The organism is Endozoicomonas sp. ISHI1 (genome assembly GCF_024606225.1).
In the GTDB taxonomy this organism is placed as follows: domain Bacteria; phylum Pseudomonadota; class Gammaproteobacteria; order Pseudomonadales; family Endozoicomonadaceae; genus Endozoicomonas_A.
This window is the reverse complement of the sequence record NZ_JAGRPU010000046.1, coordinates 1-20,604: the sequence shown is the minus strand read 5'-3', so window position 1 is coordinate 20,604 and position 20,604 is coordinate 1. Positions and strand designations below refer to the sequence as shown.

Here is a 20,604-nt window from a genome sequence, read left to right as displayed (position 1 = left end):
GAAGGTATGAATGAATGTATTCCTTGCGTGAAAAAACAGTTCGAATGAATAACTCTCAGATAAACTCAGAAAAAGAGACACTTAACTGGCTGACTGACACTCTCTATGCCCTCGGGAAGCCAGAGCTATTAAAGTGTATATCTGTCAGAAAACTCTACTCTTCTGCTGTTCCGGCGGCCTCGTTCATGGCCATATTACTGGCGTTGGGCTTTGCCACTGTGAACCATGCAGACTGGAGTGATGCAGAGGAGGACGGCGATCAACCTTTCACTGAACAGTTCATAAATGAAGATGATGATTCAGGGATTCCGGAACCGGCTCCCGATGAACCGGACCTTGATGAAATGGAAGATCAGGGGGAGCTGGAAGGTTACGACCCCGAAGAGGCAGATTAGCTCCGGCTCCGACCCGGAGATTTTGTGTAAGAGCTCAAAACCTCTGGTGTGCACTGGGTTCTGGACAATTCAGTTGTCCTTTTTGAACTGAAGAGCGACCGAATTCATACAGTATCTCAACCCTGTGGGCTCAGGCCCGTCTGGGAATACATGCCCCAGATGCGCGTTGCAGGCAGAGCACACCACTTCTATCCGGTCCATACCCAGACTTTTGTCTTCAATGTATTTTACCGCCTCTTTATCCACTACTTCCCAGAAGCTGGGCCAACCACAACCTGCATCAAATTTAGTAGTGGATTCGAACAATATTTGATCACAACAGACACAGCTATAACGACCTTCACCATCAAAATGAACGTATTCACCAGAAAAAGGTCGCTCAGTACCCTTCTGCCGACAGACGTGATACTGCTCTTCGGTCAGCTCTTCCTGCCATTGGGCATCGGTTTTTTCAACTTTCATACCAACTCCAGCTTCCATAACGGAAATATCCGGGTTTAAGCCGTGCACTGTTGCCTTAAAGCGATCATAATGCCTGCCAGAGAGAACATTTTTTACCCGCTCTTGTCTATTTATAGTCAGGTTGATGATGTTCCGGAGAATCATATGACCTGACCCATAACAATCAAGGCACTGACACCACTCATTGATGGAACAATACTCAGGCTGCCCCGGATAACAGAATACAAAAAGACAATCGGCCTTTCATCGGCCACAGGAAAAAAACCATGAAGGATATTGAGAAGTCCCTGAAACTGGAAAACGTCTGCTACGAAATACGTGGTCCGGTATTGCGCGAAGCCAGAAGACTGGAAGAGGAAGGCCAACGTGTTCTGAAACTCAACACCGGCAACCCTGCACCTTTCGGCTTTGATGCACCTGAAGAGATTATTCAGGATGTCATTCTCAACCTTCCCAACTCCCAGGGCTATACCGACTCCAAAGGTTTGTTTTCGGCGCGCAAGGCTGTGATGCACTACTGTCAGCAGAAAGGTTTTCCCGGTGTCGAGCTGGAAGACATTTTTATCGGTAATGGCGTCAGCGAACTGGTCGTCATGGCCATGCAGGGCTTGCTGAATAACGGTGATGAAATTCTGATCCCGGCACCGGACTACCCCCTCTGGACTGCAGCTGCCAACCTTTCAGGAGGCAGAGCAGTTCACTACCTCTGTGACGAGCAATCTGACTGGTATCCGGACCTGAATGATATTCGCAGTAAAATCACCGCCAAGACCCGGGGCATTGTTGTCATCAACCCTAACAATCCTACGGGTGCCGTTTACCCACCTGAGCTGCTGCAGGAAATCATCAAGATTGCCCGCCAGCACAGCCTGATTGTTTTTGCTGACGAGATCTATGACAAGATTCTCTTTGACGGGACAGAGCACACGGCCATGGCTTCTCTGGCGGATGATGTGTTCATGATTTCATTCAACGGGCTCTCCAAGTCTTATCGTGCAGCCGGCTTTCGTTCTGGCTGGATGGTCGCCAGCGGTCCCAAACATAAAGCCAGAGATTATCTGGAAGGCCTGGAGATGCTGGCCTCCATGCGCCTGTGCTCGAACGTTCCTGCCCAGCACGCTATTCAAACAGCACTGGGGGGTTACCAGAGCATCAATGACCTCATACTTCCCGGCGGCAGACTTCTGGCACAGAGAGATGTGATCTATGAGCGCCTGAATCAGATACCCGGCGTCAGCTGCGTAAAACCCAGGGGAGCCCTTTATGTGTTCCCGAAACTGGACCCGAAAAAATATCCGATTCACGACGATGAACGGCTGGTACTGGACTTGCTGATTCAGGAAAAAATCCTGCTGGTGCAGGGTCGCGCCTTCAACTGGCCGAACCCGGACCATCTCAGGATTATTACCCTGCCCAGAGTTGAAGATCTGGAGATGGTGGGCGATAAACTTGAACGATTCCTTAGTAGGTACAAACAATAATAAAGAGTGTTCAGTCAACCCTGGCCGTTACACAACGGCCCATATGATACTGATCACAGGATTCTGGAAACCAACATTCTGAACATGGCTGACATTCACATCGACGATTTTTTTCATGACTGTGCCAAGACCCTGGTACATCTCTATAATGTCTTCCCAAGACAGACCTCTCTGTACGTCGACGACATTATTTCCCCCGAGCCAGTGGATGAATTCGGATTGCCCGGAAAACGGCATCAAGCCTGTTTTGACAGTTTTCTCTGGCTGGCACGGGAAGGTTATATACACTATGCCGAGAGAGTTCGAATGCAAGGGCTGGATCAGGTGGTTCTGACCGAAAAAAGTTTCCTCAGGCTCAGTATGCCAAGCCTGACGACCGAACTTGAAGACCTGCCAGAACCGATTCTTATGAAAAAGGGGACTCTGGGCTGGCAGTTTCGTGAAACATTAAAATCCGGGAGTACACACCAGCTAAACCAGCTCTGCCAGCAATTTTTTACTGATAAAGCCTGATGAACTGTAAACAACTGTAAAATGGCTGAATGAGGATTGAAATCCGAACTCTGCGCCTCCATATTCCCAGTGTCCAACCAGAAAAGGTAACCATTCGGTAATGAAAAGAATTCTGCTATTTCTATTAACCAACCTTGCTGTCATCGCAGTCGCCAGTATCACTCTTAACATCCTTGGCGTGGGTAGCTACATCACAGCCCAGGGACTCGATATGAAGTCGCTGCTGGCTTTCTGTGCAGTTTTCGGTTTTGCCGGTTCATTGGTTTCCCTGCTCCTTTCCAAAACCATGGCCAAGATGGGCACAGGCACCCAGATTATCGATCAACCCCGTACGGCCCAAGAGCGCTGGTTACTGGATACGGTTAAGGAACTCTCTGAAAAAGCCGGCATTGGCATGCCGGACGTGGGGATTTTCCCCTCTCCGGAAGCCAATGCTTTTGCCACCGGCTGGAACAAAAACGCCTCACTGGTTGCCGTGAGCCAGGGCCTGCTCGATCGCTTCAGCCCAAGAGAAGCAAGAGCCGTAATCGGTCACGAAATCGGTCACGTTGCCAACGGTGACATGGTGACGCTGGCACTGATTCAGGGAGTTGTGAACACCTTTGTGATGTTCTTCGCCCGCATCATCGGCTACGCCGTGGACAGCTTCCTCCGTCGTGACGAAGAAAGCAGTGGCCCGGGTATCGGCTTCTACGTCGTAAGTTTTATTGCCGAGATCGTGCTGGGTATTGCCGCCAGCGCTATTGTGATGTGGTTCTCTCGTAAACGTGAATTTCGTGCCGATGAAGCAGGTGCCGAGCTGGCAGGTCGTGGCGATATGATTGCCGCCCTGGAGAGACTGAGAGCTGAATACGACGCCCCTAGTGCAATGCCTGCCACCATGACGGCCTTCGGTATTCGCAAGAATGGCCAGGGTGGATTAGCCGCCCTGTTCTCAAGCCACCCTCCGCTTGAAGATCGAATTCAGTCTCTGCAATCCCATCGCTGATGAGATTTCTTGCTTTAAAAGGCTCGCTGACGCGGGCCTTTTTTTCTGAAAAACAAAACCGCAACAGCTCCAGACAAGAACAGGATTTTACTATGAAAGCACTGCTGCACTTCGCTTGTCAGCCATTAACGCAGAGAGCAAAGGCGGGATCAGCCCTCGGGTTCCGGGAACCTTTCCAGCTCTCCCATGCAGAGGATCTGTTTTAAGACGCTTGGTTGCCATCGGCAACAACCTCTTTTCTAAACCAGAGACCGGAGAATATTACTTTGGCTTCAGAGACAAGCTCTTTATAATAAGCTTTTATTTCTAATCCAGCTGCTTATATGCCTATTGAACATTCTGATCCCATCTGGGTTCTCAACAGCGAAAGCCTTGACCACTATTGCCAAAGGTGGCTTCAGCTGGATGCCATCGCACTGGATACCGAGTTTATTCGAACCGATACCTTTTACCCTATTCCCGGACTTATTCAGGTGGGTACCCGTGATAAGGTTTTCCTGATTGACCCGCTCAGCATTCAGGACTGGAGTTCCTTTGGCCGGGTTCTGCAATCTGAATCTGTTGTCAAAGTCCTTCACGCCTGCGGTGAAGATCTCGAAGTTTTCAATATTCTGACCGGTTGCCTACCTGTTGCATTGCTGGATACACAGCTTGCTGCAGCCTATGCAGGGCTGGGACATTCATTAAGCTATCAGAATCTGCTGAAAACGCTTCTGAAAGTTGACCTCCCAAAGGATGCTACTCGTTCAGACTGGCTTCAGCGTCCACTGACTGAAGCCCAGATCAGCTATGCCACACTTGATGTCGTGCATCTGCTGGAAGCGTACGAGCTATTACTCGAAAAACTGGAAGGCAAGCCTCAGTTGCAATGGCTCAAAGAGGATTGTGATGCCTTACTCACTTCGCCATTGTTCCCTATCCCCAACGAAATCTGGAAAGATGTCAAGCGTGCCTGGCAATTGCGGCCTCAACAGCTGGCGGTTTTACAAAACATCTGTGAATACCGTGAAATGGAAGCCCGAAAGAGTAATACACCACGCAACCGGATCATCCCCAAGGGATGCCTGTGGCCAATTGCCCGTTATATGCCAGACAATATGCGTTCACTCTCTTCCATTCAGGATATGAAACCCAAGACCCTGAGAAAATACGGCGAGGTTATTCTGAATCTGGTCAGACAAGCCAAAGACAGCCCGGAAGCTGACTATCCGGATCAACTCCCTGCTCCTCTGCCCAAAGCCGCCAGAAACTATAACAAACTGATCAAGGCCTGGGTGCATCACAAATCGGATGAGCTGGATATGCCTGTAGAGTTGTTATTCCCGGGCAAAATGTCCAACGCTCTCTTACGTCAGTGGCAGAGCAGTGGCCGTTTTTCGATACCAGAGAGCATTAAGGGCTGGCGACAGCAGGTAATTGCCGAGCCCTTAATTCTGGCACTGAAAGAGTACAAAGAAGACCAGAGATAACACAGGATACAAGTACCTGTTACTCTTCTGGTCCTGAGCATCTTCAAGATGGTATTGATATTATGTCTAAAGTCCTTGCCTCCATTTTCAAAAGTAGCAAACACAACGAAATGTACCTCTACGTTGACAAACGCAACCAGCTGGAGAAAATACCCGAAGCGCTTCATCAGGCCTTCGGTAAAGCCGTTCATGTAATGGATATTCTGCTGACACCCGAGCGCAAACTGGCCAGGGCTGACATTGAAAAAGTGATGTCCGAGCTTCAGGAAAAGGGTTTTTACCTACAGATGCCTCCAACCGAAGCAGACTATATTCAGCACCTTCCTGAAGAACTGCTGAGCTTTAACGACCCGGTATGAAAACAACGCTGTTCACTTAATTAGCACCTTAACGAGGGTTGATGATTTCATAGTGCTACATGAGCATTAAGAACTGCTTGTTGAAGAAGATTTCCTTCCATGTCATTTTGTCATCGGTTAACCCGCCGCAGGTGATTGAAATACGGACGTGAACATTGCACTTCAGATCATGCCCGGACATGTGCAGTACCTTTCCCTCCTGAGCCTGTGACAAGCAAAATCAATCACTTGACTTTGCATCATCAAGCTTTCGTTTTCGGTGTTGCCTTTTGTGATCCAACAGGGCTCTCGCGTTTGGCAGGGTCTTTTGGCACTCAGAGCAGGTACGCTCCGGGGTGTGATCTTTTCTTTTGTGATCCGACAGAGCTTGAGCGCTTGGCAGGGTCTTCTGACACTCAGGGCAGGTTTGCTCTCGGGTGTGCTTTTTTCTTTTGTGATCCGACAGGGCTTGAGCGTTTGGCAGGGTCTTCTGACACTCAGGGCAGGTTTGCTCCGGGGTGTGATCTCTTCTTTTGTGAACCGACAGGGCTCTCGCATTTGGCAGGGTCTTCCGGCACTCAGGGCAGGTTTGCTCTCCGCTGTGACATTGACTTTTGTGATCCGACAGGGCTCTCCCATTTCGCAGGATCTTCTGGCACTCAGGGCAGGTTTGCTCTCCGGTGTGATATTGACTTTTGTGATTCGAGAAGGCTTTAGCGTTTGGCAGGGTCTTCCGGCAATCAGGGCAGGTTTGCTTTGAGGTGTGATGTCTTCTCCTGTGATCCGACAGGGCTTGAGCATTTGGCAGGGTCTTCTGACACTCAGGGCAGGTTTGATCCAGGGTGTGATCTCTTCTCTTGTGATCCGACAGGGTTTTCATGCTTGGCAGGATCTTCTGACATTCAGGACAGGTTTTCTCTCCGGTGTGGTATTGCCTTTTGTGAGTGTCCAGTGAGGCTTGAGAGCCAAGTAATTTTTCACAGCCGGGGTGATCACATCGGTATTTTTTAGAGCCTGATTTCCTTTCTTTTTTCGCAGGAGGTGGATTGAATGTTAATGATGGACCGGTTGTGCTGTCAGCCCCTGAGACAATTGTCGGATCTTCAGCAGGACGGCTTACCGAGCAAGATTCCTGATCGCCTGTTGTCAAATGGACATATGTTTTGCAAGCGAAATAGTCATCTGATATTGAACGACACTGGGTATATGTGTAGGGAGCGAAGATACAGCGTCCTTGTCGATTACAACAGGGCTGTTCATGACAATTTTCGTCAAAGCTATGTCGAGAGTCGATGGGCCGGCCCGAATTTTCATCACTATGGTCGTCGTCGTATAGTGAATGCGATTTTTCTGAATGCATATTGAATGACTGACCATGAACCTCTGGCCCCGTTGTCCGGGAATAGTTACCGCCGCCCGTTCCGTACATTAAAGTAATGATCTGAAATTTGCTTCGCCCATAGGGTTTGTCACTGCTTAGCGTGCCTGAGCCTGAATATCCGTTTGTGCGGGTAAAGTGTGATGGTTCGTTTTGCATTGACATCCCATCGGTCATTGGCATTGCAGATAGTGTGCCCGGCTTAGTTTTTATAGAAAAACTCTGGCTGGTCGAAGCCCCATTCTGGTTAACCTCAACGATAAAGCGATAAGTCTGCAGCTCAACCGGGCAGACGAAAGGCACAAAGACCAATACGTGCAAGAGTAGACTTTTAATGATTCTATCCTTATTTTTTCTATGGATACGAGCAGTGAGGATAGACGAGAGGATAAGGGGCAAGAAACTAAAACAGAGTGGTTCATAGATTCTTTCATCTACGGCAAACGTGCTGAAATTTTACTGAAACGCCGATGTTTTATTCCTAACAACTGTCGTAAGATTTGGTTTTAGAAAAGCGATGAACTCAGGGATGAGCACAGAACTGTAAATGTGAAACCCGGGGTGACAAAACCATTATAGTTTTTCTAATACCAAAACAAGCTTTTCGCTAACTCCCTTCATGGCAGGCTGGTCATTGCAGTGCTATACATTCCGGTGCAAATGGTAGAGGTCAGTTAATGAGCCTGTACATTACGCCGGACGTCGTGAAAATGACGAAATATTTCCAATAGCGAATGAGGTCTCGGATGTTGATTTTTTTTAAGCTCGGGTCCAGGAGAGAGCCACAAAAAAACGAAACTGCCCACTCGATGGTCCGATCACTGCTTCTGTTAGTAACCATAATGTATGGGGAGTCGCTGCCCGCTCTGGGATTAGTCGGCTCAAGCCCGGTACCAGCGCATTTCCTCTCTACCAATATGCTGGCTGAACCTGAACAGCCCAACTCTCTGTCAGTTGAATTTATGCAGTTCGCCCTCAGCTTGTTCCAGCTACTACCGAATAAAAGTCCACTTGCGCCTCTCCCATTGCCTCCTCTACCGATTTGGCCAATAAAGCAAAAACACCGCATTGACCTGAAGGCTGTGTTACATGAATACCCAGAGAACCATTGCAAGGCACTGATCGCCTTGGGTGCTGCCGGGGAAGTTGATGACGACGAGCCACCTGACGGAAACAACCGGACTCCTGACCCAGAGCCCCAGCCTGACCTTAACCTCGTTCCTGACCCTGTTCAAAAATGCCTGCAACAAAAAAAACAATTGCTTCGAATCTTGCGAATTAAACGACTATGGTCAATTATAAAAGGCCAAACCATTCTGGCCCGGATAATGTCAGACCGGATCATGGTTATTGAAGCGGATCTACTTGATCTGGAAAGCTCAGACCCTGCCACGATGCATCCGGTTCTGATTCAGGCATTGCTGGCACAGAATGATCACGAACTCAGTGTTTACCGTGAGATCGTTTCTGGCAAATATTCTGGTCGTCAGGCGGATAACGGAGAAAAAGGTCAACCCTCCAGACAGGCCAATGCATCAATGACCGCAACAACAGGTCAGACTGGCCAATCCGGCCAGATGAGTGGAACCGCAGCCCATAACCAGGAAACCGGTTCGACAGGCGGCAGTGGTGATGGAGGCGATGACCCACTGAAACCCTCAGCTGAGCAGGATCAAGAAAATTCGGTTGTTACATGCTCAAGGTGTAACAATGCACTGAATACTCAGGAATTACGTCGTATAGCCGGTGATGCAGCTGCTTCAGTGTTTTTATGCGATAAGTGCCTGTCGGACACTCATGATAATAAAGGAGCTGGACGAACGCCGGAAGAAACAGAGCCTGATTCATCGGAACCTGTTCAGATAGAAAAGAATGGCCTGGATAAAAAGAGAAATACTTTGAAAGTCGTTGCTTCAGGAGCACCAGCGGACAAACTAAGAAAAAGGGCAAAAACTCAAGTTACAGATAACCCACTGGAAAAAGTAAAAGAAAATATCCATTACGAATTAACTGAGCAAGAGCTGGAAAAAGCGAAAACCCTGATGAAGGTATTCGAGAAAAAAAACATCACTGTCAAACACTCTTTTTACAGGCTACTTAGCCATGTAGAAAGAAGGTCTTTTAATGGCTTCTTCCGTAATGCGATCGTATTTTTTGAGCACCTTCATGAAACCGTCGAAAGTACCAGCATACTGACCAACATGCTGGAGAATAGAGAAGAACATATCCTTGATTTTGCCCAACGCAGTCAGGATGAACTCGAATATTTAGCGACTCTGGATGTATTGTCTTCCTTTGCGTCAATGAATAATGGCAAAAGCTTGCCCAAGCATGAGGAAGTGAAAGCGGTGCTGGGCTGGCGGGAATGGAAAGACAAAGATGGCAAGTTCAATATGAACTTGTTCCTCGCCCTCTCGTCTATGAACCGTGGCAGAGGCATGCTCAAACATAATGAGGTGATAGAGATACTGAGCTGGCCGGAATGGAGAGGCATAGATGGCAAGTTCAGTATTGAGCTGTTCCTTGCCTTCTCGTCTATGAATCATGGCAGAGGCATGCCCAAACATAATGAGGTAATAGAGATACTGAGCTGGCCGGAATGGAGAGGCAAGGATGGCAAGTTCAATAGGAAGTTGTTCAGCGCCCTCTCGTCTATGAATCATGGCAAAGGCATGCCCAAACAGAGTGAGGTGATAAAGGTACTGAGCTGGCCGGAATGGAAAGACAAGTATGGCGAGTTCAATATGGAGCTATTACACTCTTTCTCATTAATGTACTACACCAGACGTATGCCAAAATATGAGGAAGTGAAAGAGGTACTGAACTGGTCTGAATGGAGAGAAAAAAATGGTGAGTTCAGTATGGAGTGCTTCCGCGCCTTTTCTTCCATGAACAATGGTCAAGGCGTGCTCAAATATAAGGCAGTGAAACAAGTGATGGACTGGACAAGTTGCTGGACAGCCCCCAATCACCTACTCCTGCAAATTATGGCCAGGCTCTGGGCATCAGAAGGGCTACCTGCCATTGAGGAACTGCAATACCGGGAAACACAACTGAAAAAGAGCCTGTTTAGAGAATTCACTTCAGAAGACAGCGATTCAGATAATGAAAGAGCTGAAGAAGATGATAAATTCAATCACCAGATAAAAACGGTCGCTCTCTATCTCGCCACCCCTAAGCCGGGCTGGTCACTAAACTGGTCGGTTTTAAAACAATTTCTTGAAATACATGAAAACACTGAAACCGTTCTGATGCTGGAATCATTGATAAAGCTTCTGTCTTCTTATGGGGGAAAGGGCGTCGAGCGCTACCTTCAGACCAGCGAAAAGGATCGGATTTTTTTCTGGCATCATGCGGATAAAACCGTGCCTTTGCCCGTGTTAAATAAGGCAACGGCTTTGTTTTCTTCCGATGAAGACAGGGAGCGTTTTGTCTATTTCGCCAAGCGGCTGAAGTCATTGTCGGATGAGAGCCTCTGGGAACAGTATACAGTCCGGTTGCAACCACTGTCAGGGGTGCTGAGACTCGACTATATGCAAAGGCTCTACCTGGAAATCCTGCAACCCTTAACAAAGGATGATCAGTTGCTTTTTATGGATGCCAGCCATGCCCGGGCTATATTCGACCTGTTTCCTTCGTTGAGCGCCCTGCATAAACTCAGCAAAGAGCATTCCTCCCAATGGTTAAAAGGGCTGCTTGAAGCCTGCCTTGGGCTAAAAACCCATGACATTACCAAAGAAGGCATCCAGACACTCTTTGAAGCGCTACTCAAAACCCATAGCCTTCTGCCCCGGGATAACGATATCCCCGATCGCTTTCTGTCGGGGATGCGTGCTACCGACAACAATACCGTTGAGATACCTGTCTCTGGGCTTATCCCGTCAGGAGAAGGGCTGGCCCTGAGTTTTATTTCTATGCTGATGCGGAACCTTAAAGAAGTGTCCTTCACTGTCAGAGGACAGCGGCTTGAAGTTGAAGGGCTGCCTTTCGGTATTATGACCTACCGTTTTCCAATACCGCAGCTAAAAATACAGGATGAAAAAATTGAAATTAGCAACTGGTCAGAGCGACAGCTCAGGATTTTTTTGAAAATCATCAATGTACCTGAACACTATTATCTGACCGCAGAAGATTGGCAAAGGCGTTTAAAAGAGGATGACCCGGCATACCTCCAGAGGCACGAAGCCAGACTGGCCGCTAACAGAAGGCTGAAGGCAAGAGGCGATGTTGAAGAAGCTCTCCCCTCCAATCCCTTGCCTATTCATGTTTTGGCTACCCTGCTCAACAGAAGAATGGCCATCAAACCTGTCGTCTGGAAATCTCTTGACCACCATAAAGAGAGACTGCATAAATCCTTGCTTGGCAAACTGAGGGAAAGAATCGAAGCATCAGGTACAGAATGCCCCGATGAGATTAAAGCATCACTGTCCCAATACCTGGATAACGTTCAATCCGGGGCGGCTGAAGCCTGTGTGCCGTTAAGTGAACCAGAACCACAAAGCGTTAACCCGACAGATGACAAAAGAGAAAAACAGGCTTTTGGTCTTTTATGGTTAAAACTCAACCAGACAGAAGTTTTTGACATCGAAATACTGACATTACTGGACGGGTACAGGGATGAAATGGAGCTTATGCATATCGTTACCGCTCTTAAAAAAGCCAAAATCGATATCGATAACCACATAATGGAAGGATGGAGGCAACGGGCATGCGGCGAAATAAAGCTGTTAAAAAGGCGAGATCCTTTATTATCAGAGGTTGATCCTGATGTTTATCAGAGTTGTCAGGAACTAGAGTTGCTTGATCGGTGTGGAGTTATTTTATAAAAAAGATCTGTGTCGTATGATAAAAGCTTCTGAAAAAAAAACGTCAGCCAACTCCGTTCATGGCAAGTTCGCCGGTGCAGTGCTATGAAGTCTCGCGCAAACGTCAATCAATGGGCCCTATCCGAATGACGTATGAATTTTTCCAAAAGCGGATGGATTCACAGACGCTGATTTTATTAGCCTGAATCTATGAGACGCTCACAAAAAAACAAAACTGCCTTCTCAATGGTTCGATCACTGCTTCTGCTGGTGGCAATAATGTTTGGGGAGTCACTGCAAGCTTTGGAATGGATCGGCTCAAGCCCACTACCAGTACATTTCTTATATCCCTATCAGTTGGCCGAACCTGAACCGCCCGACCCTGTTCCGGCTGGGTTTATGAAATTCGCCTTCAGTTTACTGCGGCGGCTGCCAAATAATAGTCCTCTTCAGTCTCTCCAACTGCCTCCCCAAGCCATCTGGCCAATGAAGCCAACACTCCGCACTGAACTGTTGGCTATGCCCCCGGAAGTCCCCGATAACACTTCCAATAAGCTGAACACCATCGCCGCTGCCGGGGGAGATGATGGCGATAAGCCAACTGACAGAAATAACTGGAATCCTGACCCTGAGTCCCGGACTGACCTTGACCTTAATCTTGTTTCTGACCCTATTCAAAAATGCCTGCAACAAAAAAAGCAACTCCTTCAAATGTTGCGAATCAAACGACTATGGGCTATTACGACAGGGCAAACCACCCTGGCCCGGATATTGTCAAACCGGATCATGGTGATTGAAGCGGACCTTTTGGACCTGGAAAGATCAAACACCGCCAATATGCATCCGGTGCTGGTTCAGACACGGCTGGCAGAGAATGGTCGGGAACTCAGTGTTTACCTTGAGGTCACTTCTGACAAATATTCTGGCCGACAGGCGGCTAACAGGGAAAAGAGTCAATCCTCCCAAACGACCAAAGCATCAACGACCGAGACAAAAAGCCAGACTCGAAAATCCCATCAGGTTTCCCAAGCTGCTGCCCATAGAAAGGTCATTGGTTCGACAGTCGGCAATGGTCGTGGCGGCGATGATCCAATGGAACCCTCTGCTGCGCAGGATACCGCAAGTTCGGTTGTAACTTGTACCAAGTGTGGCAAGGCACTGAATCTACAGGAATTAAGACGTGTAGCCCATGAGGCAGCAGTTTCAGCACTGTTATGCAAAAGCTGCCTGTCGGGCACTCGAGGTAAAAAAAGAGCAAGACCACCGCGGCAAGAAACAGAGCCTGACTCATCAGAACCTGTTCAGAAAAAAAAGAAAGGCCCGGGTAGAAAGAGAAAAAATTCAAAAGCAACCAATGCACCACCGGCCAAAAAAAAGAAGCCGACAGGCACTCAGACCACCGATGGCCCATTGGAAAAAGTAAAGGCACATATCAAATACGAATTAAGTCAGGAAGAGCTGGAAAAAGCGCAAACCCTGATGGAGGTATTCAAGAAAAAAAACATCACGGTAAAGCCGACTTTTTATAAACTGCTTGGTTTCGTAGAGAGAAAGTCTTTTGATGGTTTTTTCGTTAATGCCACCACTTTTTTTGAGCACCTTTCTGAAAACTTCAAAAATACCGGCATGCTGACCAGCATGCTAAATAATAATAAAAAACATATCCGTAGTTTTGCAGAACGTAGCCAGAGTGAACTCCAATATTTAGCGAGTTTGAAGGTATTGACTTCCTTCTCGTCCATGAACAAAAGAAAAGGGGTGCCCGGACATAAGGAAGTGAAAGCAATTCTGGGCTGGCATGAATGGAAAGGCAAGGATGGCGAGTTCAATTCGGAACTGTTCCGCTCTTTTTCGTCCATGAATCATGGCAGAGGCATACTCAAACATGGTGAAGTGAGAGAGGTGCTGGGCTGGCCGGAATGGAAAGACAAAGATGGCGAGTTGAGTATCGAGCTGTTCCGCGCTTTCTCGTCCATGAATAGTAGTAAAGGCATGCTCAAACATGAGGAAGTGAAAGAAGTGCTGGGCTGGCCTGAATGGAAAGACAGTGATGGCAAGTTCAGTGTGGAGCTGTTCCGCACCTTCTCCTCTTTGAATAGCGGCAGAGGCATGCTTGAACATAAGGAAGTGAAAGAGGTGCTGGGTTGGCCCGAATGGAAAGGCAAGGATGGCGAGTTCAGTATGGAGCTATTGCGAGCCTTCTCGTCCATGAATCATAACAGAGGCATGCTGAAACATGAGGAAGTGAAAGAGCTGCTGGGCTGGCCGGAGTGGAAAGACAAGGACGGCGAGTTCAGTATAAAGTTGTTCCGTTCCTTCTCGTCCATGAACAGTAGCAAAGGCATGCCCAAATATAAGCAAGTCAAAGAGGTGCTGGGCTGGCCGGAATGGAAAGACAGGGATGGTGAGTTCAGTACAGAGCTTTTCCGCGCCTTCTCGTCCATGAATACAAGCAAAGGCATGCTCAAACATAAGGATGTGAAAGAGGTGCTGAGCTGGCCGGAATGGAAACACAAAGACGGCGAGTTCAGTATAGAGCTTTTCCGCGCTTTCGCGTCCATGAATAGTAGTAAAGGCATGCTCAACCATGAGGAAGTGAAAGATGTGCTGGACTGGCCGGAGTGGAAAGACAAGCATGGCGAGTTCTGTATGGAGCTGTTCCGCTCGGTCTCATCTATGTACGCAAAGAGAAGCCTGCCCGAACACATGGAAATAAAAGAAATGCTGGGCTGGCCGGAATGGAAAGACAAGGATGGCGAGTTCTTTATGGAGCTGTTCCGCGCTTTCTCGTCCATGAATAGTAGTAAAGGAATGCTCAAACATGAGGAAGTGAAAGAAGTGCTGGGCTGGCCGGAATGGAAAGACAGAGATGGCGAGTTCAGTATGGAGCTGTTCCGCGCCTTCTCGTCCATGAATCGTAGCCAGGGCAAGCTCAAACATGAGAAAGTGAAAGAGGTGCTGGGCTGGTCGGAATGGAAAGACAAGGATAACGAGTTCAATATACAGCTATTCCGCGCCTTCACGTCCTTGAATCATGGTCAGGGCATACTCAAACATGAGCAAGTGAAAGAGGTGCTGAACTGGCCGGAATGGAAACACAAGGATGACGATTTCGATATTGAGCTGTTCCGCGCCTTCTCGTCCATGAATCATTCCAAAGGTGTGCTCAAACATGAGAAAGTGAAAGAGATACTGAACTGGCCGGAATGGAAACACAAGGATGGCAAGTTCAATATGAAGTTGTTCCGCACTTTTTCGTCCATGAATTGTGACCAGGGCTTGCCCAAACACAAGCCTGTGAAAAAAGTGCTGGGCTGGATAGGTGACTACGGCCCTCCCAATCATTGGCTACTGCAAGTTATGACCAGACTCTGGAAATCAGCAGGGCTTCCTGCGGTTGAAGTACTGCAACATCAGGAAAGGCAACTGAAAGAATCGCTGTTTACAGAATTTACCGGAGAGCATTGCAACCCGAATAATGAAGCAGATGACGGATACAATGGCGATTCAGAGGGTGAAGAAGACAAATGCAATCGCCAGATAAAAACAGTCGCCCTTTATCTTTCCACACTTAAGCCAGACTGGTCACTAACATGGACGGTTTTAAAACAATTCTGCCAACTCCATGAAAAGACTAAAACGGTTCTGATGCTGGAATCATTGATAGGGCTTTTATCTTCTTCTGGTGGAAAAAGCGTCAGCCGCTACCTTCAGGCTAATCAACAGGATCGCCTTTTTTTGTGGCGTCATTCAATGAAAGCCGTGCCTTTGCACGTGTTAAATAAAGCCATGTTACTATCTGTTTCCGATGAAGACAGAGAGCGTTTTGTCTATTTTGCCAAGCGGCTGAAGTCATTGCCGAATCAAAGATTATGGGAGCAGTACTCAGTCCGGTTGCAACCATTGTCGGGGTTGCTGAAATTCGACTATATGCAAAGGCTCTACCTGAAAATCCTGCAACCCTTAACAAAGGATGATCAGCTGCGTTTTCTGAATGCCAGCCACGCCCGGGCTGTATTCGAGCTGTTTCCCTCGTTGAGCGCCCTGCAAAAACTCAGCGAAGGCCATTCCTCCCAATATCTAAAACAGCTGCTTGAAGCCTGCCTTCAACTAAAAACTCATGACGTCACTAAAGAAGGCATCCAGATAGTGTTTGAAGCGCTACTAGAAACCCATAGCCTTCTACCCTGGAATCAGGATATCCCCGATAACTTTCTTTCCGGTATGCGAAAAACCGACAACAACCACGTAGAGATACCTGTCTCTGGACTTATACCGTCAGGAGAACAGCTGGCCCTGAGCTATATCGCCGTGCTGATGCAGAATCTCAACGAGATGTCATTTACCGTTAAAGGGCACTGGCTTGAGGTTGAGGTGATGGATGACGGTGTTGAGATCTATCGTTATCCAATGCCACAGCTGAAAATACAGGATGAAAAAATGGCAATCAGTAACTGGTCAGAGGAGCAGTTCAGGTTTTTTTTGAAAATCACAGGGGTGTCTGAACAGTATTATTTGACAGCAGATCAATGGCAAAAGCGCTTAAACCCGGATGACCCGGTATGCATCCAAAGACACGAAGCCAGACTGGCCGCAAATAAAGCGCTGAACGCTAAAGGTGCAATTGAAACAGCCGCCTTCAGCCCCTTACCTGTTCATGTTCTGGCTACCCTGATCAAAAGAGGAATGGCCATCAAACCCATCGTCTGGAAATCCCTTGACCATCATAAAGAAAAACTGCCTGAATCCTTGCTTGGCAAACTGAAAGAAAGAATCGAAGTATCAGGTACAGAATGCCCCGATGAGGTTAAAGAATCACTGTCCCAATACCTGGATAGCGTTCAATCCGGTGCAGCTGAAGCCTGTGAGCCAATCAGCGAACCGGAACCGCAGAGCGTTAATCCAACGGACGAAAAAAGCGAAAAACAGGCGTTTGGCAGTTTATGGTTAAAGCTCAACCAGACAGAAGTTTTTGGCACCGAAATACTGACGTTACTGGACGAGTATAAGGATGAAATGGAGCTTATACATATAGTGACCGTCCTTAAAAAAGCCAAAATCAATATCTCTGACCACATACTTGAAGGGTGGATACAACGGGCATTCAGCGAAATAAAGCGGTTAAAAATGCTAGACCCTTTATTATCAGAGGTTGACCCTGATGTTTATGAGAGTTGTCAGGAATTAGATTTACTTGATGGGAGTGGGAGTACTTTATAAAAAGACCTGTGTCGTCTTACAGAATAGAAGCTTCTGAAAAAAAGCTTTTTACCAATTCTGTTCATGGTAGGCTCGCCATTTCGGTGCTATACAATCTGACGCAAACATCAATGAATGAGCCTGAGCCTTATGTCAAATGACGTACGAATTTGGCCCAATAGCGAATGGATTCACAGACGCTGATTTTTAAGTCTGGATCTATGAGACGCTCACAACAAAACAAAATTTTCTACTCAGTAGTTCGATCACTGCTTCTGCTAGTGACAATAATGTTCGGGGAATCGCTGCCTGCACTGGGACTCGTCGGCTCAAACCCGCTGCCAGCTCATTTCTTGTATGCCGGTAAGTTAGCTGAACCTGAACTGCCCAAGCCTCTTCGCGGGTGTCACAAAACGCTGGTTCCCATGCTTTCAGGCCCTGCGGATCCCAGCGGTGGGAATGAGTTGTTGCCCCTGCCCTTTTGGTCAATGAAGCCAACCCGCCACATTAACCTGTTGGCTATGTCCCCTGAAGTTCCGGAGAACACTTCCAATATGCTGATAGCCACGGGGGCTGCCGGGGGAGATGATGGCGATAAGCCACCTGACGGAAACCACTGGGATTCTCACCCGGAGCCCCAGCCTGACGTTCCCCTTGCTCTCAGCCCTGTTAAAAAATGCCTGCAACATAAAAGACAACTCCTTCGAATGTTACGCATTAAACGTCTATGGGCAACTATGACAGGCCAAACCACGCTGGCCCGGATTTTGTCAGACCGGATCATGGTGACTGAAGCGGATCTTCTGGATCTGGAAAGATCAGATCCCGACACGATGCATCCGGGGCTGATTGGGAGATGGTTGGCAGGGCATGATCAGGAACTCTGTGTTTACCGTGAGATCATTTCTGGCAAATATTCTGGCCGACAGGCGGGCACCAGGAAAAAGAATCAACCCTCCAGAATAATCAAAGCATCAACCACCTCGACAACAGGCCAGATGAGCGGAGCCGCTGCCCGTAAACAGACAACCGGTTCGGCGGGCGACAGTGGTGATGGAGACGATGAGTCACTGAAACCTTCAGCAGAGCAGGATACCAGAGGTTCGGTTGTCACTTGTTCGAAGTGTCACAAGCCACTGAATCAACAGGAATTAAGTCGGATAGCCAATGAAGCAGCCGTTTCAGCGTTTTTATGCAACAACTGCCTGGCGGGTACTCACGGTCAAAAAAGAGCAAGACAACCCCAGAAAGAAACAGAGCCGGATGCATCAGAACCTGATCAGAAAAAAAAGAAGGGCTCGGGCAGAAAGAGAAATCATTCAAAAACAGTTGTGGCAGGGGCTCCGGCCAAAAAAAGGAATCGGGCAGCCCCCCAGATCCCCGATGACCTATTGAAAAAAATGAAAGAAAGTATCCAATACGAATTAAGTAAGGAAGAGCTGGAAAAAGCACAAACCCTGATTGAGATATTCAAGAAAAAAAACATCAATGTAAAAGACACTTTTTATAAGCTTCTTTGTTTCGTTGAGAGAGAGTCTTTTAATGCTTTCTTCGATAATGCCGCAACTTTTTTTGGGCACCTTTCTGAAAACTTCAAAAATACAGGCATGCTAACCTGCATGCTAAATTGCACAAAAAAGCATATCCTCAGTTTCGCAAAGCGTAGCCAGTGTGAACTCGAATATTTAGCGAGTTTGGATATATTGACTTCCTTCTCGTCTATGAATAATGGCAAAGGTGTGCCCACACATGAGGAAGTGAAAGCAATACTGGGCTGGCCTGAATGGAAGGATAAGCGTGGTGAGTTCAACATGAAGTTGTTCCGCGCCTTCTCGTCAATGTGTAACACAAAAGGCTTGCCAAAACATGAGGAAGTGGCAGAGATACTGAGCTGGCCGGAGTGGCAAGAGGAGGATGGTGAGTTCAATATGGAGCTATTCCGATCCTTCTCGTCCATGTACAACGCAAGAGGCATGCTCAAACATGAGCATGTGAAAGAGGTTCTGGGCTGGCCCGAATGGAAAGACAAGGATCGCGAGTTCAGTATGGAGCTATTCCGCACCTTCTCGTCCATGAATCATGGCAAAGGCGTGCCCGAACATGAGCAAGTAAAAGAGGTACTGAGCTGGCCCGAATGGAAAGACAGGGATGGCCAATTCAACATGGAGCTGTTCCGCGCCTTCTCGTCCATCAACAGTAGCAAAGGCATGCTCAAACACGAGAAAGTGAAAGAAGTGCTGGGCTGGCCTGAATGGAAAAACAAAGATGGCCAATTCAACATGGAGCTGTTCCGCGCCTTCTCGTCCATGAACAGTAGCAAAGGCATACTCAAACATGAAGAAGTGAGAGAGGTACTGAACTGGCCGGAATGGAAAGACGCAGATCGCGAGTTCAGTATACAGCTATTCCGCGCTTTCTCGGGCATGAATCATACCAAAGGCGTGCCCAAACATGAGCAAGTGAAACAGCTGCTGGGTTGGCCTGAATGGAAAGACAAAGATGGCCAATTCAACATGGAGCGGTTCCGCGCCTTCTCGTCCATGAATAGTAGCAAAGGCATGCTCGACCATGAGGAAGTGAAAGAGGTGCTGGGTTGGCCTGAATGGAAAGACAAAGATGGCCAATTCAACATGGAGCTGTTTCGCGCCTTTTCGTCCATGAATAATGGTAAAGGCTTGCCAAAGCATAAGGAAGTGGAAGAAATACTGGGGTGGCCAGAATGGAAAGACAAGGATGATGAGTTCAATATGGAGCGGTTCCGCGCTTTCTCGTCCATGAATAATGGCCAGGGCGTGCTCAAACATCAGGAAGTGAAAGAGGTGCAGGGCTGGCTGGAATGGAAAGACAAAGATGGCCAATTCAACATCGAGCTGTTCCGCGCCCTGTCGTCCATGAATGCTAGCAGAGGCCTGCCCAAGCATGAGCAAGTGAAAGAGATGCTGGGCTGGCCTGAATGGAAAGACAAGAATGGTGAGTTCAGTACGGAGCTGTTCCACGCTTTCTCGTCCATGAATAATGGCAAAGGAATACCCAAACATGAGGAAGTCAAAGCAGTTCTGGGCTGGCCAGAATGGAAAGGCAAGGATGGCGAGTTCAATATGGAACGGTTCCGCGCTTTCTCGTCCATGAATAATGGCAAAGGAGTCCCCAAACATGAGGAAGTCAAAGCAGTGTCGGGCTGGCCAGAATGGAAAGACAAGGATGGCGAGTTCAATATGGAACGGTTCCACGCTTTCTCGTCCATGAATAATGGCCGGGGCGTGCCCAAATATGAGGAAGTGAAAAAAGTGATGGGTTGGACAAGCTTCGGGGATGTAACTAATCATCAGCTACTGCAAATTATGACCAGACTCTGGGCATCAGCAGGATCACCTGCTGTTGATATGCTGCAACACCAGGAAACACAACTGAAACAGTGGCTTTTTACAGGATCTAATGAAGAATGCAGAGATTCAGAGGATGAAGAGAGTGACAAATATAATCGGCAGATAAGAACTGTTGCTCTTTATCTTTCCACCTCTAAGCCAGACTGGTTACTCCATTGGGCGACTTTAAGAAAATTTCATCAATGCCATG

At 47.8% G+C, this 20,604-nt stretch carries 12 protein-coding genes; 9 read left to right on the top strand and 3 right to left on the bottom strand.

Going from position 1 to position 20,604, the window contains the following annotated elements; genetic code table 11:
* Positions 1–44 precede the first annotated feature (44 nt).
* A complete protein-coding gene (locus KBW69_RS20025; protein ID WP_257255506.1) occupies positions 45–395 on the top strand; it encodes a hypothetical protein in 351 nt (116 codons plus the stop codon).
* 69 nt (positions 396–464) lie between these two features.
* Here the strand turns inward: KBW69_RS20025 and msrB are convergent, their stop codons facing one another.
* Positions 465–857 carry a peptide-methionine (R)-S-oxide reductase MsrB gene (msrB, locus tag KBW69_RS20020; RefSeq protein ID WP_257255512.1) on the bottom strand — a complete coding sequence of 131 codons (393 nt, stop codon included), beginning with the start codon at positions 855–857 and terminating at the stop codon, positions 465–467.
* Positions 858–1,123: 266 nt separating this feature from the next.
* Here msrB and KBW69_RS20015 point away from each other — a divergent pair, with 266 nt between their 5' ends.
* From KBW69_RS20015 to KBW69_RS19995, 5 genes are all read left to right on the top strand, one after another.
* Entirely contained in the window at positions 1,124–2,338 is a 1,215-nt protein-coding gene (locus tag KBW69_RS20015; protein WP_257255507.1) for a pyridoxal phosphate-dependent aminotransferase, read from the top strand.
* 6 nt (positions 2,339–2,344) lie between these two features.
* Complete coding sequence (locus KBW69_RS20010) at positions 2,345–2,851, top strand: hypothetical protein (RefSeq protein ID WP_257282020.1); 507 nt, start codon at positions 2,345–2,347, stop codon at positions 2,849–2,851.
* Between the two features lie 100 nt (positions 2,852–2,951).
* The gene (gene htpX, locus KBW69_RS20005; protein ID WP_257255509.1) at positions 2,952–3,839 is read left to right on the top strand and encodes a protease HtpX; all 888 of its coding nucleotides are present in this window, start codon (positions 2,952–2,954) and stop codon (positions 3,837–3,839) included.
* Positions 3,840–4,162: 323 nt separating this feature from the next.
* A complete protein-coding gene (gene rnd / locus KBW69_RS20000) occupies positions 4,163–5,308 on the top strand; it encodes a ribonuclease D (protein WP_257255510.1) in 1,146 nt (381 codons plus the stop codon).
* 62 nt (positions 5,309–5,370) lie between these two features.
* Complete coding sequence (locus tag KBW69_RS19995) at positions 5,371–5,667, top strand: YcgL domain-containing protein (protein ID WP_257255511.1); 297 nt, start codon at positions 5,371–5,373, stop codon at positions 5,665–5,667.
* Positions 5,668–5,722: 55 nt separating this feature from the next.
* Here the strand turns inward: KBW69_RS19995 and KBW69_RS23950 are convergent, their stop codons facing one another.
* Together KBW69_RS23950 and KBW69_RS19990 are read right to left on the bottom strand one after the other, a co-directional pair.
* The gene (locus KBW69_RS23950) at positions 5,723–5,848 is read right to left on the bottom strand and encodes a transposase (RefSeq protein WP_368736451.1); all 126 of its coding nucleotides are present in this window, start codon (positions 5,846–5,848) and stop codon (positions 5,723–5,725) included.
* Positions 5,849–5,887: 39 nt separating this feature from the next.
* Positions 5,888–7,345 carry a C2H2-type zinc finger protein gene (locus KBW69_RS19990; protein WP_257282019.1) on the bottom strand — a complete coding sequence of 486 codons (1,458 nt, stop codon included), beginning with the start codon at positions 7,343–7,345 and terminating at the stop codon, positions 5,888–5,890.
* 761 nt (positions 7,346–8,106) lie between these two features.
* Between KBW69_RS19990 and KBW69_RS19985 the strand changes: the two genes are divergently transcribed.
* From KBW69_RS19985 to KBW69_RS19975, 3 genes are all read left to right on the top strand, one after another.
* Positions 8,107–11,850: a hypothetical protein gene (locus KBW69_RS19985; RefSeq protein WP_257282018.1), complete on the top strand. Its 3,744-nt coding sequence runs from the start codon at positions 8,107–8,109 to the stop codon at positions 11,848–11,850.
* 465 nt (positions 11,851–12,315) lie between these two features.
* Positions 12,316–17,049 carry a hypothetical protein gene (locus KBW69_RS19980; RefSeq protein ID WP_257282017.1) on the top strand — a complete coding sequence of 1,578 codons (4,734 nt, stop codon included), beginning with the start codon at positions 12,316–12,318 and terminating at the stop codon, positions 17,047–17,049.
* A 200-nt stretch (positions 17,050–17,249) separates the two neighbouring features.
* The coding region (locus KBW69_RS19975) for a hypothetical protein (RefSeq protein WP_257282016.1) at positions 17,250–20,604 on the top strand (3,355 nt) is incomplete at its 3' end.